The sequence below is a fragment of the Streptomyces sp. NPDC050610 genome, assembly GCF_040654875.1.
Taxonomy (GTDB): Bacteria; Actinomycetota; Actinomycetes; order Streptomycetales; family Streptomycetaceae; genus Streptomyces.
The window spans coordinates 32,115-48,200 of record NZ_JBFAIV010000048.1 but is presented as its reverse complement, the minus strand read 5'-3'; the positions used below and the strand labels follow the sequence as shown (position 1 = coordinate 48,200).

At 74.2% G+C, this 16,086-nt stretch carries 2 protein-coding genes; one reads left to right on the top strand and one right to left on the bottom strand.

From position 1 onward, the window contains the following. Window positions 1-114: 114 nt before the first annotated feature. On the bottom strand, window positions 115-627 hold the full coding sequence (locus AB0I22_RS35965) for a hypothetical protein (RefSeq protein WP_363135230.1): 513 nt from the start codon (window positions 625-627) through the stop codon (window positions 115-117). A 344-nt stretch (window positions 628-971) separates the two neighbouring features. Here AB0I22_RS35965 and AB0I22_RS35960 point away from each other — a divergent pair, with 344 nt between their 5' ends. Beyond that, window positions 972-16,085 carry a type I polyketide synthase gene (locus tag AB0I22_RS35960; RefSeq protein WP_363135229.1) on the top strand — a complete coding sequence of 5,038 codons (15,114 nt, stop codon included), beginning with the start codon at window positions 972-974 and terminating at the stop codon, window positions 16,083-16,085. Window position 16,086: the final 1 nt, after the last annotated feature.

Genomic DNA, 16,086 nt, shown 5'->3' with positions numbered 1-16,086 from the left:
GCACGCCGTACAGGTCGATGACCAGCGTGATGAGGTGCGCGACGGGAAAGCCGGAGAGCAGTACGGCGAGCCCGGCCGTCTCGACGCGTCGGCCGGGTCATCCATGTGACGGCCTCAGCTGTCGCAGCGGCCCCGGTCCGCGGCCTCCAGCGCGAAGTCGGACACCTTGTCCCGGTCGTCGAAGGCGATGCGGTAGCGCTCGCCGTGTTCACCGCCCGGAGCGGGCGTCTCGAAGATCCAGTCGTCGATTTTCTTCAGCCGGGGATAGGCGGCCTTGACCCGGTCCAGACCGGTGCCCATGGTGACCCCCTCTGGTGTGCGGATCAGATGGGTCCCCGTGATCATCGCTACGCCCTTGCGGGATTCGATGAAAACGCCGCCGCCGGGATTCGGCTTCCCCTCGGCGGGGCGCAAATGGTAAATGGCGCAACCGCCGCCGCTCTGCTTGTCCACCAGCAGGCCGGTCTGTTCCGCCTCATGCTCGGATTGCCCGAGATGGAGGCTCTTGTAGCCGTTCGGCCCCAGTACGCCGCCGCCGGGCGCGTCGGCCGACGCCGCGGCGCTGCCGAGCGGTGTGAGCAGCAGCAGCCCGGCCGTCGCCGTGGTCGCGAAGATGCGCTTCATCATGAGCTCCGTACCCCTTCTGGTGTGATCCCTACGGGCGATCAGCGACGGCGATCGTTCTCCGGCCACCTCGCCGGCGTGTCCCAACCGCTCCTCCCGCGCTCACCGGTCGCCTCACTCGCCTCGCCTTGGACCACGTACCCGAGCGGCATCCGGCCACACCGTCCGCCGCTGTCGCGCCTTGCGATATCGGGTTGCTACACCGGCCCGGCACGATCTCAACTGCACGTCCCGTAGCGGCTGCCAAAGGGCGTAGATCAGTCCGCAGGTGACCGGCGCGCTCTTGAGCACCCGCTGAGAGCACCGAACTTATGGCCCGACTCGCTGCGAAGGAGCCCTGAGGCGCGATGGTGCATGGAACCGGTTCCGGCTCGCCCCTGTTGTGGATGCTGAGCGGCAGCGGCAGCGGCAGGGAGTCGCTGGCGGCCCGGGCACGGCGCCTGCGCGAACACCTCCGCGGCCGGGAGGACTGGCGCCCGGCCGATATCGGGCTCGCCCTCGCCGGTACCGCGCTCACCGGAAGGCGGCACGCCGCACTGGTCGCGGACGACCGGACCGGATTCCTGGACCTCCTGGAGGCGCTCGCCGACGGCCGGGGCGCGCCCGGACTGGCCGAGGTCGAGGGCGGGGGTGGGCGTGCGGGGCGCGGGACGGCGTTCGTCTATCCGGGCCAGGGCGCCCAGTGGCCCGGCATGGCGGCCCGGCTGCTGGAGACCTCCCCGGTCTTCCGGCGCCGGATGGACGACTGCGCCCAGGCGCTGGAAACCTTCACCGACTGGTCCCTGATCGACCTGCTGCGCGGCGCGCCCGACGCGCCGGACCTCGGCCGCGCGGACGTCGTGCAGCCCGTGCTGTTCGCGATGACGCTGTCGCTGACGGAGCTCTGGCGCTCGTACGGAGTGGAGCCCGGCGCGGTGCTCGGCCACAGCGTCGGCGAGATCACCTCCGCCGCCGTGGCCGACGCGCTGTCCCTGGACGACGCGGCACGGGTCGTCGCGCTGTGGAGCCAGGCCCAGGCGACGCTGGCCGGCCGGGGCGAGATGGTCTCCGTCATGGCGGCGGCGGAGGAACTGGCCCCGAGGCTGGAACGGTGGTCCGGCCGACTGGTCGTCGCCGCGGTGAACGGCCCCCGCTCCGCGATCGTCTCCGGCGACGCCGACGCCGCCGAAGAACTGCTCACGGACCTCGCGCGGGCCGGTGTGCACGCTCGGAAGGTCGCCGTGGGGCTCGCCGCCCACTCCGCGCACATCGACGAGATCATCCCCCGGATGCGTACGGACCTCGCGCCCATCCGGCCCCGCCCCGCCAGGCTTCCCTACTACTCCGCACTGACCGGCGGCCTCCTGGAGACCCCGGTCCTGGACGCCGACTACTGGTGCCGCAACCTGCGCGGCCGCGTCGACTTCGCCTCGGCCACCCGCGCCCTGCTCGCCGACGGCTACGGGACGCTGCTGGAGGTCAGCCCGCACACTGTGCTCACCTCCGCCATGCAGGGCAGCGCCGAGGAGAGCGGCGCCGACGCACACGTCATGGGGACGCTCCGGCGCGAACAAGGGGACCTCAAGAGGTTCCTGACCTCGCTGGGCGAGCTGTACGCGCACGGCGTCGCGCCCGACTGGCAGGCGGTGTACGCCGGCCACGACGCCCGGGCCGCCGAACTCCCCCGACACCTTGGCGAACCGGCCAGCGAGGAATTGGACGGCGAGGGACCGGATGGCGAGGGGCCGGGCGGCGAGGGGACCAATCGTGCGCGGGTGGCCGTCGACGCTCCGGGGAGTGGACTCCGCGCCGAGTTGGCGGCGCTCCCGGCGGCCGGGCGGCGCGCGGCGCTGCTCAAGCTCATCGGCCGCGAGGTCGCCGGACTCATGGGCCGGACCGGGCCCGTACCGGCGGACCAGCCGTTCCTCGACCTCGGCTTCGACTCCGTCACGGCCGTGGAACTGCGCAACCGGCTGAGCGCGGCCACCGGGCTGCGGGTACCGGCCACCGCGGTCTTCGACCACCCGACACCCGGCGCCCTGGCCGAGGCGCTCCGCGTCGAACTGGACGGTGACCATGCTGGTGTCGCCGATGCCGCCGCCGAGGCGGCGGAGCTGACGACTCTCGGGGCCTCCGACGAGGACGACCCCGTCGTGATCGTGGGGATGGCATGCCGCTATCCCGGCGGCGCCGGCACCCCCGACGAACTGTGGCAGCTGGTGTCCGACGGCGCCGACGCCGTGACGCCCTTCCCGACCGACCGGGACTGGGACACCGCGGCCCACTACGACCCCGAACCGGGGCAGCCCGGCCGCTATTACCAGCGCGAAGCGGGCTTCCTGCACGACGCGGCCGAATTCGACGCCCGCTTCTTCGGCATCTCGCCCCGTGAGGCCCTGGCCATGGACCCGCAGCAGCGGCTGCTGCTGGAGACTGCCTGGGAGTCGTTCGAACGGGCCGGCATCGACCCCGCCACGCTGCGCGGCAGCCGGACCGGAGTGTTCGTCGGCGCGATGACCATGGACTACGGGCCCCGCCTCCAGGACGGCGGCGAAGTCGGCGGACACCTGCTCACCGGCAACACCGGAAGCGTCGCGTCCGGCCGACTGGCCTACACCCTCGGCCTGGAAGGCGCCGCGATCACCGTCGACACGGCCTGCTCCTCGTCGCTGGTGGCCCTGCACCTCGCGGCCCGCGCCATCAGCTCCGGCGAGTGCGCGATGGCACTGGCCGGCGGCGCGACCGTGATGTCCACCGTGGGCATGTTCGTCGAGTTCAGCCGCCAGGGCGGCCTCGCGCCGGACGGCCGCTGCAAGGCGTTCGCGGCGGACGCCGACGGGTTCGGCCTGGCCGAGGGTGTGGGGATGCTGCTGCTGGAGCGGCTGTCGGACGCGCGGCGGTCGGGGCATCCGGTGCTGGCGGTGGTGCGGGGGAGCGCGGTCAATCAGGACGGCGCGAGCAACGGTCTGACAGCTCCCAATGGGCCTTCTCAACAGCGAGTCATCCGTGCCGCGTTGGCGGATTCCGGGCTGCGTGCGGCGGATGTGGATCTGGTGGAGGCGCACGGTACGGGGACCCGGCTGGGTGATCCGATCGAGGCGCAGGCACTGCTGGCGACGTACGGTCAGAACCGCTCGCCCGAACGGCCGTTGATGCTCGGGTCGCTCAAGTCGAACATCGGCCACACGCAGGCGGCGGCCGGTGTGGGCGGTGTGATCAAGGCGGTGCTGGCGATGCGTCACGCGGTGATGCCGAAGACGCTCCATGTGGACGGGCCGACGCCGGAAGTGGACTGGTCGGCGGGCGCGGTGGAGCTGCTGACGGAGTCCCGGCCGTGGGATTCATGGAATTCGCTGAATTCGCTGAATTCGCTGAATTCGCGGGAGGAGTCGGCTGGTCGTCCGCGTCGGGCGGGGGTGTCGTCGTTCGGCGTGAGCGGCACCAACGCGCACGTCATCCTCGAAGAGGCACCGCCGGAGCCCGACGAGATCGCGGCCGACGAGACGGTGCCGGATGAGACGGCGTCCGACGAGGCGGTGCTGGGCGCGGAGAGGGACGGGGCGCCGTGCGGCGCGTCGACTCTGGCGTGGACCCTGTCCGCCAAGAGCGAGCAGGCGTTGCGCGACCAGGCGCACCGACTGCTCGAAGCCCAGGCCGGGTTGAGCGTCGCGGACGTGGGCTACTCCCTGGCGACGGGAAGAGCGGCTCACCAGCACCGGGCGGTACTGGTCGGCGCGGACGCGCACGACTTCCGGCAGGGCCTGAACGCCTTGGCGGCGGGCTCCGGCGTCCCCGGACTCGTGCAGGGGACGGTCGCGGCGAGCGGCGAGGTGGCTTTCGTCTTCCCTGGTCAGGGTTCGCAGTGGGTGGGGATGGCGGCCGAACTGCTGGACGTGGAGCCGGTGTTCGCTGCTCGGGTGGCGGAGTGTGAGTTGGCTCTGTCGTCGTTCGTCGACTGGTCGTTGGAGGATGTTCTACGGGCGCGGGCTGGCGCTCCGTCGCTTGAGCGGGTTGACGTGGTGCAGCCGGTGTTGTTCGCGGTGATGGTGTCGCTGGCAGCGGTGTGGCGTTCGTACGGCGTGGAGCCGGCCGCTGTCGTCGGTCACTCTCAGGGGGAGATCGCTGCCGCCTGCGTTGCCGGGGCGCTGTCGCTCGATGATGCGGCTCGGGTGGTTGCGCTGCGGAGCAAGGCGCTGCGCGCCTTGTCGGGGCGTGGCGGGATGGTGTCTGTGGCGTTGCCTGCTGCTGAGGTGGGGGAGTGGCTGGCCGACTGGGACGGCAAGCTGTCCGTCGCGGCAGTCAACGGCCCTGCCTCCACCGTCGTGTCGGGTGACGCGGGCGCGTTGGACGAGCTGCTGGAGCGGGCCGAGGTGCGGGAGGTGCGGGCCCGGCGCGTGCCGGTGGATTACGCCTCGCACTCCTCTCATGTTGAGGACATTCATGACCAACTCCTTTTGGAGCTTGCTGATGTGATGCCCCAGCAGACCGACGTTCCGTTCTACTCCACGGTCACCGGAGAACTGCTGGAGTCCACCACAGTCCTGGACGCCGAGTACTGGTATCGCAACCTGCGGCAGACGGTGCGTTTCGAGGAGGCGACGCGGGCCCTGCTGGCGGAAGGGTTCCGGTTCTTTGTGGAGCCGAGTGCGCATCCGGTGCTGGCGGTGGGGGTGCAGGAGTCGGCGGAGGCGGCCGGGGTCGAGGCGGTGGTGCTGGGGACGCTGCGCCGTGATGACGGCGGCCGGGATCGGCTGCTGCTGTCGCTCGGGCAGGCGTGGGCGAGCGGGCTGCCGGTGGACTTCTCCGGCACGTACCCGGGTGCGCGCCGCGTGGACCTGCCGACCTATCCCTTCCAGCGCGAACGCTTCTGGCTGTCCTCGGCCTCGTCCTCGTCGGCTCCTGCCTCTGCCTCTGTCTCCGCCTCCGCGGCTTCCGCTGATGACCTCTTCGAGGGGCTGGAGCGGCAGGACCCCGCGCAGCTGTCCAAGACGCTCGGGGTCAGCCTCGAAGCCCTGGGCGAGGTGCTTCCCGCCCTGTCCGCCTGGCGTTCCGTGCAGACGCGCGAGCGGCGCGCGGACTCGTGGCGCTATCACGTCGGCTGGCGTCCGGTGCCGGTCCCGCCCGGTGCCCCGCTCGCCGGCCGTTGGCTGGCGGTGGTCCCCGAACTCCCCGGCGCTCCCGCGAGCGATGCCGTGGCCGGGGTCCTCGACGCGCTCACCGGCGTCGGTGTCGAACTGACCCTGGTCACCGCCGCCGGTCCGGGCGCGACACGGGAGGAACTGTCCGCCGCACTGACGGAAGCGGCCCGGACGGGCCCTGGTCCGGCCGACGTATCCGCGACGAATGCGGCGGCCCCGGCGGGCGCGTCCCCGGCCGACGTGCCCCCGACGGACGCTCCTCCGGCCGACGCACCCGACACACCCGACGCCCCCGACGAACGGCCGATCGCCGGAGTGCTCTCGCTCCTCGCCTGGGAGGAGCGGCCGCATCCCGAACTCCCGGAATTGCCCGGTGCGTTGTCGCTCACTCTCGCTCTGGCGCAGGCGCTCGGGGACGCCGGAATCGATGCCCCGCTGTGGCTGCTGACCCACGGTACGGCGGTCGTGGGCGGGGCCGAGCGGCCCGGCGCGCCCGCTCACGCCGCAGTCGCCGCCCTCGGTCGTACGGTGGCGCTCGAACACCCCCAGCGGTGGGGCGGGCTCGCCGACCTGCCGGCGGCGCTCGACGAGCGCGCGGCCCTCCGGCTGTGCGCGGTGCTGGCCGGCGCGGCGGCCGGCGAGGAGCAGGTGGCGGTGCGCTCCACCGGAGTGCACGGGCGGCGGCTGCTGGCCGCGCCCCCGCGACCGTACGCGACCGGCGGGCGCTGGGAGCGGGGCGGTACGGCCCTGGTGACCGGCGGTACCGGCGGCGTCGGCTCGTACACCGCCCGCCGACTCGCGGCGCAGGGCGCCGAACGGCTCCTCCTGGCCAGCCGCCGCGGCGCCGAAGCCCCCGGCGCGGAGGAACTGCGCGCGGAACTCGCCGAGCTGGGTGTGGCAGTTGACATCGCGGCCTGCGACATCGCGGACCGGGAGGCGCTGGCGGCGCTGGTCGAGGGCATCCCGGCCGACGCCCCGTTGACCGGTGTCTTCCACGCTGCGGGCGTGCTGGACGACGGGCTGCTCGACGCGCTGACCCCCGGGCGGCTCGCCGTTTCGCTGCGGGCCAAGCTGACAGCCGCTCAGAACCTGCACGAGGTCACGGCGCACCTCGACCTCTCCGCGTTCGTCGTCTTCTCCTCGGTGATGGGTGTCGTCGGCAACGCCGGACAGGGCAACTACGCGGCGGCGAACGCCGCGATGGACGCCCTGATCGCGCTCCGCCGTGCCGACGGCCTCCCTGGCACCTCCATCGCCTGGGGCGCGTGGGCCGTTGCGGGGATGCTCGACGACGAAGTCGCCGCACGGCTGCGGGACTTCGGGATGCCGGTGATGGACCCGGAGTCGGCCGTCACCGCGATCGACCGGGCCGTGGCGGAGGACGACGGGCTCGTCCTGGTGGCCGACGTCGACTGGCGGCGGTTCGCCGAGGGGACGGGGCTGCGCTCCAGCGCACTGCTGGCCGAGCTGCCGGACCCGGGGGCGGAGACGGGCGCGCCGGAGGCGGCGGTCGGGGCCGCTCCGGGTGGCCGGGACGTTACGGGCGGCGGTTCCGTGCGGGCGCGGCTGGTCGCGCCGGCGAGTGCTGAGGACCGAATCCAGTGCGCCACCGACCTGGTGCGCACTCACACGGCCGCCGTGCTGCGGCACCGTACGGCCGACGCGGTACGGCCCGCCGAGGCGTTCGCCGCGCTGGGCCTCGACTCCCTGACAGCGGTGGAACTCCGCAATCGGCTCGGCGTCGCGACCGGCCTCAAGCTGCCCGCCACCGTGGTGTTCGACCACCCCACACCGAGCGCGCTCGCCGAACGGATCATCAGCGAACTGGCCGCCCTTGGTGAGTTGAGCGGGACCGACGCCGCCGCCCGCTCCAAGCCCGGCCCGGTGGCGAAGGATGGGACCGCGCCGGAACGCCCGTACCACGACGACCCCGTAGTCATCGTCGGCATGGGCTGCCGGTTCCCCGGGAACGTCGAACGCCCGGAGGACTTCTGGGCGTTGCTCGCCGACGGGATCGACGCGGTGGGGGACTGGCCACTGGACCGGGGCTGGGACGCCGAGGGGCTGTACGACCCCGACCCCGACCACCCGGGCACCACCTACAGCGATCAGGGCGCCTTCATAGCCGACGCCGGCGGCTTCGACGCCGAGTTCTTCGGGATCTCGCCGCGTGAAGCCCTCGCCATGGACCCGCAGCAGCGGCTGCTGCTGGAAACCTCCTGGGAAGCCATTGAGGGGGCCGGGCAGGACCCGACCGCGCTGAGGGGGCGTCAGGTCGGCGTGTACTTCGGCACCAACGGACAGGACTACCTGGCCCAGTTGGAGGGCGCTCCGGGCGCGTCCGAAGGGCATTTCCTCACCGGCAACACCGCCAGCGTCCTCTCCGGCCGGGTCTCCTACGTCCTCGGTCTGGAAGGGCCCGCGCTCACCCTCGACACGGCGTGCTCGTCCTCCCTCGTCGCCCTCCACCTGGCGGTGCAGGCGCTGCGCCGCGGCGACTGCGAGCAGGCGCTCGCGGGCGGCGTCACCGTGATGAGCACGCCCAAGCTCTTCGTGGAGTTCAGCCGCCAGCGCGGACTCGCGCCCGACGGGCGGTGCAAGGCGTTCTCCGCGGACGCCGACGGCACAGGCTGGGGCGAAGGGGCGGGCGTGCTGCTGCTGGAGCGGCTGTCCGCCGCCCGGCGCCACGGCCACCCCGTGCTCGCGGTGGTCAGCGGCACCGCCGTGAACCAGGACGGGGCGAGCAACGGACTCAGCGCGCCCAACGGGCCCGCCCAGCAGAACGTCATCCGCGCCGCCCTCGTCGACGCCGGACTGCGGCCGGAGGAGGTCGACGCGGTCGAGGCGCACGGCACCGGGACCCGGCTCGGCGACCCCATCGAAGCGCAGGCGCTGCAAGCCGTCTACGGAGCGCGGCGGCCCGCGGACCGGCCGCTGTGGCTCGGTTCCGTCAAGTCCAACATCGGGCACACACAGGCGGCGGCGGGCGTCGCGGGCGTCATGAAGATGGTGCTGGCGATCCGCAACGGCGAATTGCCCAGCACCCTGCATCTCGGCGACCCCAACCCGCACGTCGACTGGTCCGCGGGCGGAATCCGGCTGCTCGCCCAGCGGACGCCCTGGCCGGAGAGCGGCGGTACGCGCCGCGCGGGCGTCTCCTCCTTCGGCATCAGCGGGACCAATGTCCACGTGGTCCTGGAACAGGCCCCGGCGGGTACGGGCGACAGCGCACCCGCCCGTAGCCTCGGAGGCTCGTCCGGCAGCAGCCTTCACGAGGATGCCGATGCCGATGCCGCCGCCACCGCCGCCGAGGGCGGCGACCGCCCGGCTCCCCGGCCCCTGCCCGTACCGCTGCTGCTCTCCGCCGCGACCCCGCAGGCGCTCCGGGCCCAGGCGGCATGCCTCCACGCCCACCTCGCCGACCGACCGGACGCAGACCTGGCGGACGTCGCCTACTCGCTCGCCTCCGGCCGGGCCGCGCTGGAGCACCGCGCGGCGGTCCTCGGCACGGAGCCGGAGTCCGTGCTGCGGTCGCTGCGGGCGTACGCCGACGGAGGCCGCCCGGCTTCGGTGCTCACCGGCTCGGCGGGCCTGCCCGGGCGCACGGCCTTCCTCTTCCCCGGGCAGGGCAGCCAGCGCGCGGGCGCCGGCGCACAGCTCTACCGCCGCGACCCCGTCTTCGCCGACGCGCTCGACGAGGTGCTCACCGAACTCGACCCGCACCTCGAAGTGCCGTTGCGCGACGTCCTGTTCGCCGAGGACGGCATGCCCGAAGCGGAGCTGCTGGAGCGGACCCGCTACACCCAGCCCGCGCTGTTCGCGCTGGAGACCGCGCTGTTCCGGCTCGTACGGCACTGGGGCGTACGGCCCGATCTGCTGATGGGGCATTCGATCGGCGAGGTGGCCGCCGCACACGCCGCGGGCGTCCTGGACCTGCGCGACGCCTGCGCGCTCGTCGCCGCACGCGGCCGGCTGATGGACGCGCTGCCCGAGGGCGGTGCGATGGCGGCGATCGAGGCCGAGGAGGCGGAAGTCCGGGAGACGATCGCTGCCGGATCGTCAAGTGACCTTGCCCCGGCGGACATCGCCGCCGTCAACGGGCCCGACTCCACCGTGGTGTCCGGTGACGCGGAAGCGGTGCTGCGGCTGGCCGAGGAGTTCCGCTCCCGTGGCCGCCGCACCAAGCGACTGGCCGTCAGCCACGCCTTCCACTCCGCGCGGATGGACGGGATGCTGGACGAGTTCCGACGCGTCGCCGAGGGCCTGACGTACTCCGCGCCCCGGATCGCCGTGGTCTCCAACCTGACCGGCGAGCCGGCCGCCGCGGAAGAACTGTGCTCCCCCGACTACTGGGTACGGCACGTCCGCGGCACCGTGCGGTTCCTGGACGGCGCCCGGCGGCTGCGGGCCGAGGGCGCGACGACGTTCCTGGAACTGGGGCCGGGCGGGGTGCTCTCCGGCATGCTGCACGGCTGCCTGGAGCACGCCGACGGCTGCGAGACGCTGCCGATGCTGCGCGAGGGCCGGCCTGAGACGGCTGCTGTACGGGGCGCGCTGGCGGGGCTGCATGTGCGCGGCGTACCGGTCGACTGGCCGACCGGCTGGCGCGGCATGGACGTACGCCGCGTCACCCTCCCCACCTACGCCTTCCAGCGCAAGCGCTTCTGGCCCGAACCCGCGCCCGCGCCCACGGCAGCCGGGACGGCGCCCGACGAACTGTGGAACCTGCTCGATGGGCTCGACGGGCCCGACGGCGTACGGGCCTTCGCCGCCGAACTCGGTCTGGACGAGGGCGCGGCGCTGGAGGACGTACCACGGGCCCTCGCGTCCCGTCGGTCGCGACGCGCCGCCGATGCCGCCGCCGACCGCCTGCGCTACCGCGTCGGCTGGCAGCCGCTCCCCGCACCGGCCGACGCCACCCGCCTCTCCGGCACCTGGCTGCTCGTCACCCCGGCGGACGGGCCGGGCGGCACGGAACACGCCCTCGCCTGCGAACACGCCCTCGCTCGGCACGGTGCCGAGGTCACGGTCCTGAGGGTCGCGGCCGGGACCGGGCGCGCGGAACTGGCCGGGCTGCTGCCGACGGACAAGGCGGCCGACATCACGGGCGTACTCTCCCTGCTCGCTTTCGCCGACGACGGCCGTCCGGACCCCAACCCGGACCCGGACCCGGGCGCGCCGAGCGCTGCCCTGGCGGCGACGCTTCTGCTCATCCAGGCGCTGGGCGACCGTGAGGTGATCGCGCCGCTGTGGTGTGTCACGAGCGGGGCCGTGACGTTGGACGGGGCTGCGACACCGGACGGCACCCCCGCACCGTACGAACCACCCCCCGTCAACCCCGTACAAGCCCAGCTCTGGGGCCTCGGCCGAGTCGCCGCGCTGGAACACCCGGACCGCTGGGGCGGCCTGGCCGACCTCCCCGGTGCGTTGAACGACGCCGCGCTGGACGGGCTGTGCGCCGTGCTGGCCGTGCTGGACGGCGAGGACCAGGTGGCTGTCCGCGCCGTAGGGCTCTTCGGTCGTCGGCTGGACCGGGCGCCGGTCCCCGCCGGACCTGCCGCCGAGCGCTGGAAGCCGCGCGGCACCGTGCTCGTCACCGGCGGTACGGGCGGCCTCGGCGCCCACGTGGCACGGCGACTGGCGGCGGACGGCGCCGAGCACCTCGTACTGCTGAGCAGGCGCGGCCCGCGGTCGCCGGGCGCGGCCGAACTCGCCGCCGAACTGTCGGCGCTCGGCGCCCGTAGCACCGTCCTGGCCTGCGACGTCGCCGACCGCGCCGAGCTGACGCGGGTAGTGGAGGGGCTGCGGGCGGAGCACGAGACCGTACGGGCCGTCGTGCACACGGCGGGACTCACCTCGGACACCAGGATCGAGCACTGCACCCTCGACGACGTGGTCCGGGAGACCGCCGCCAAGACGCGCGGCGCGGACAACCTGGACGCCCTGTTCGACGGGCCGTCGCTGGACGCCTTCGTCCTCTTCTCCTCGATCTCCGCGACCTGGGGCAGCGGCGGCCAGGCCGCCTACGCGGCGGCCAACGCCCACCTCGACGCCCTGGCCGCCGCGCGGCGCGCCCGCGGGCTCGCGGCGACCTCCGTCGCCTGGGGCCCCTGGTCCGGCGCGGGCATGGCGCACGGCGACGTCGGCCGGCAGTTGCGGCGGCACGGCCTGGTGCCGATGGAGCCGGCGGCGGCGCTGGCCGCGCTCCAGCGGGCGCTGACGTTCGGCGAGAGCGAACTGGTCGTCGCCGACATGGACTGGCAGAGCTTCACGCCGACGTTCCTGTCGGCCCGCCCCAGCGCGCTGCTGCGCCGCCTGCCGGACGCCGCTCCGGCCGACGACCGCCCTGAGGACCGTACCGAGGGCCCCGGATCGGACGCCCACGACGTGTGGCGGCGGGAACTGGCGGAGCTGCCCGAGACCGAGCGCGGGCACCGGCTGCGCGAACTCGTACGCGCCGAGGCGGCGGAGGTGCTCGGCCACGACACGACCGGCTCCATCGCGGCCGACCGGCCGTTCCGTGACGCGGGTTTCGACTCGCTGACCGCCGTCGAACTGCGCAACCGGCTGATCGCAGCCACGGGCCTGCCACTGCCGCTGACCACGGTCTTCGACCACCCGACGGCCACCGCGCTCGGCGACCACCTGCTCGCCGAACTGACCGGCGCCGCGCCGCCGCTCCATGTCCCAACCACGTCACCCGTACTGTCCACGCCGCCCGCACCGGCCGGCGAACCGCTCGCCATCGTCTCGATGGCCTGCCGCTTCCCCGGCGGCGTCCGCTCGCCCGAGGACCTGTGGCGCCTGGTGACCGACGGCGTCGACGCCATCGGGGACCTCCCGGCCGACCGTGGCTGGCCGCTGGCCGAGCTGTACGACCCGGACCCCGAGCGGCAGGGCACGTTCTACGCCACGGGCGGCGGATTCCTGGACGGCGCGGGCGAGTTCGACGCCGAGTTCTTCGGAGTCTCGCCGCGCGAGGCCCTGGCGATGGACCCGCAGCAGCGGCTGCTGCTGGAGACCGGCTGGGAGGCGCTGGAACGGGCCGGGATCGACCCGGCCTCCGTACGCGGCGACCAGGGCGGCGTCTACGTGGGCGTGGCCTCCCAGGGGTACGGGACCGGGCCGCACGACCCGGCGGCCGACGTCGAAGGGCACCTGCTCAGCGGCACCGTCACCAGCGTGGCGTCCGGCCGGATCTCCTACACCCTGGGCCTGGAGGGGCCCGCCGTGACCGTGGAGACGGCCTGCTCCTCCTCCCTGGTGGCCCTCCACCTCGCGGGGCAGGCGCTGCGGTCCGGGGACTGCTCGTTCGCGCTGGTCGGCGGGGCCGCGGTGATGGCCAGCCCGGACGTCTTCGTGGAGTTCAGCCGCCAGCAGGGGCTGTCACCCGACGGCCGCTGCCGGTCCTTCGCCCAGTCGGCGAACGGTACGGGCTGGGGCGAGGGCGTGGGCGTACTGCTCGTCGAGCGGCTGTCCGACGCGCGGCGCCTGGGCCACCCGGTACTGGCGCTCGTACGCGGCACCGCCGTCAACCAGGACGGCGCGAGCAACGGCCTGACCGCGCCCAGCGGCCCCGCCCAGCAGCGGGCCATCAACGCGGCGCTCGCGGGCGCCGGACTGTCCGGCTCGCAGATCGACCTCGTGGAAGCGCACGGCACCGGCACGACGCTGGGCGACCCCATCGAGGCGCAGGCGCTGCTGGCGACGTATGGTCAGGAGCGGCCAGCAGAACGGCCGTTGTGGCTCGGGTCCCTGAAGTCGAACATCGGTCACACGCAGGCCGCCGCGGGCGTCGCAGGCGTCATCAAGACCGTCATGGCCCTGCGGCACGGGGTGCTGCCGCGCACGCTGCACGCCGAGGAGGCGTCGAGCCGGGTGGACTGGTCCGCGGGCGCGGTCCGGCTGCTCGCCGAGTCCCGCCCGTGGGACGCCGGGGACCAGCCGCGCAGGGCCGGCGTCTCCGCCTTCGGGATGAGCGGCACCAACGCCCACGCCGTGCTGGAACAGGCGCCCGAGGCCGCGCCGGTCGCGCGTGACGCGGCTGTGCCGGTCCTGGACGGTGCGGCTGTGCCGGTACCGCTTCCGCACGGCGGTGCCTTGCCTGCGTCTCGCGTCGATGCCGCAGCCTCTGCCTTGGACGCAGGACACACCGTTACGCCCGCCCCGGCGCTTCCCGCCGCCGTCCCGTGGCTGCTCTCCGCCCGTACCCCCGGCGCGCTGCGACGCCAGGCGCGGCAGCTGCTGGCCCGGGTCGAGGCCGACCCGGACGTGCGGCCCGCCGAACTCGCCAGGGCGCTCGCCACGACCCGTACGGCCTTCCCCTGCCGGGCTGCTTCCGTCGGCGCCGGCCGGGAGGAGCTGCTGGACTGGCTCGGCGCGCTCGCCGAGGGGGCGCCCGCGACCGGTGCGGTGCAGGGCCGCCGGTCCAGGGGCGGCCGGACAGCCTTCGTGTTCCCCGGACAAGGGTCCCAGTGGGCGGGCATGGCCTCCCAACTGCTGGGTGACGAACCGGTGTTCACGGACTCCATCGAGAGGTGCGCGGAAGCCCTCGCCCCCTATACGGACTGGTCGCTGACGCAGGTGCTGCGGAACGACCCTGACGCTCCGTCACTCGACCGGGTCGATGTCGTGCAGCCGACGCTGTTCGCCGTGATGGTCGCGTTGGCCGAGTACTGGCGCGCCATCGGCGTCCGGCCCGACGCCGTGATCGGCCACAGCCAGGGCGAGATCGCCGCCGCCTGTATCGCGGGCGCGCTCTCGCTCCAGGACGCGGCCATGGTGGTGGCGCTCCGCAGCAAGGCGCTGCTCCGCCTGGCGGGCCGGGGCGGCATGGTGTCCGTCGCCGCGCCGGAGGAGCGCGTCCGCGGCCTGCTCTCGGACGGTGACGGGAGCTGCGTCGCCGCGGTGAACGGTCCGGAGGCCGTGGTCGTCGCGGGCGAGCCGGACGGGCTCGCCGCGCTGCTGGCCGCCTGCGTACAACACGGTCTGCGGGCCCGGCGCATCCCCGTCGACTACGCCGCCCACTCCGATCAAGTCGCAGAGATCAAGGGTGAGTTGCTGACTAAACTGGCCCCGGTGTGCCCGCGCTCCTGCGTCGTGCCGCTGTACTCCGCGGTCACCGGCGGGCCCATCGAAGGCTCCCTGCTGAACGCCGACTACTGGTACCGGAACCTGCGCGAGCCCGTCGACTTCGCGGGTGCCACCCGTGCCCTTCTGGCGGCGGGGCACGACCTGCTCATCGAGGTGAGCCCGCACCCGGTGCTGCTCGCCGCGGCCGAGAGGGTCGCCGAGGAGTCCGGCCGGGCGATGGCGGGCGTGGGGACGCTGCGCCGCGACGACGGCGGCCGGGACCGGCTGCTGGCCTCCTCGGCGGAGGCGTGGGCGGCCGGCGCCCCGGTCGACCGGGCCGCGCTGCTGCCCGAGGCCGGTGAGGATGATGAGGGCGCAGAGGCCCGGCCCGTACCGCTGCCGACCTATCCCTTCCAGCGGGACCGCTACTGGCTGCCCACACCGGGCCGCAGCGGCATCTCCGCCGCCCCCGAGCCGGTGCCTGCCGACCCGTCGGCCGCTTCAGCCCCCTCAGCCTCCTCCACCCCCTCGGCCTCGGCTGCCAAGACTGCCGAGGCTCCTCAGGCTTCCCCGGCTGTCAAGGCCTCCCCGGCCGACCGTGCGGCGGGCCTCGCGGCAGCCCCCAGCACGTCGGTCCCCAGCGCGGCAGTCCCCAGCACCTCGGCCCCCTCGCCGGAGCACGCGTCGGCGGCCGACGAAGAGGAGCCGCCCGCCGCCCGGCTCGCGGCCCGGCTGGCGTCGCTCGACGGGCCGGGACGCCGCCAAGCGGTCCTCGACCTGGTCACCCGGCACGCCGCCGCGGTGCTCGGCCACCCGGGCGCCGGCGCCGTGCCGCCGGACCGCGCCTTCTCCGAGGTCGGCTTCGACTCGATGCTCGCGATGCGGTTCCGCAGCCAACTGTGCACGGCCACCGGGCTGTCCATCCCCCCGACGGTCGTCTTCGAACACCCCACGCCCGCCGCGCTCGCCGACCACCTCCACGACGAACTGAGCGCCGTCGCCGCCCCCGCGCCGGCCCGGCTGACCGAGCTGGACGACCTGGCCGCCAAGCTCGCCGCCCTGACGCCGGGCGCGCCCGGCACCGAGGGGATCGGCGACCGGCTGAACGACCTGCTGCGCGAGTGGACGCGGCGCGTCGGCCCGGCCGCCGGGCCCGGCGGCTCCGGCGGCGGCCCGTTGGAGACGGCCGCCGGCCACCCTGCCGACGAGACGGCCACGGCCTCGGCGGACGAACTGTTCGCACTGCTCGACGACAACTTCGGCATGGCCTGAG

Bases quoted from the DNA above. Each gene is read 5' to 3' on its own strand.
- AB0I22_RS35960 (WP_363135229.1), top strand. From the start codon at position 972: ATGGTGCATGGAACCGGTTCCGGCTCGCCCCTGTTGTGGATGCTGAGC.
- AB0I22_RS35965 (WP_363135230.1), bottom strand. From the start codon at position 627: ATGATGAAGCGCATCTTCGCGACCACGGCGACGGCCGGGCTGCTGCTG.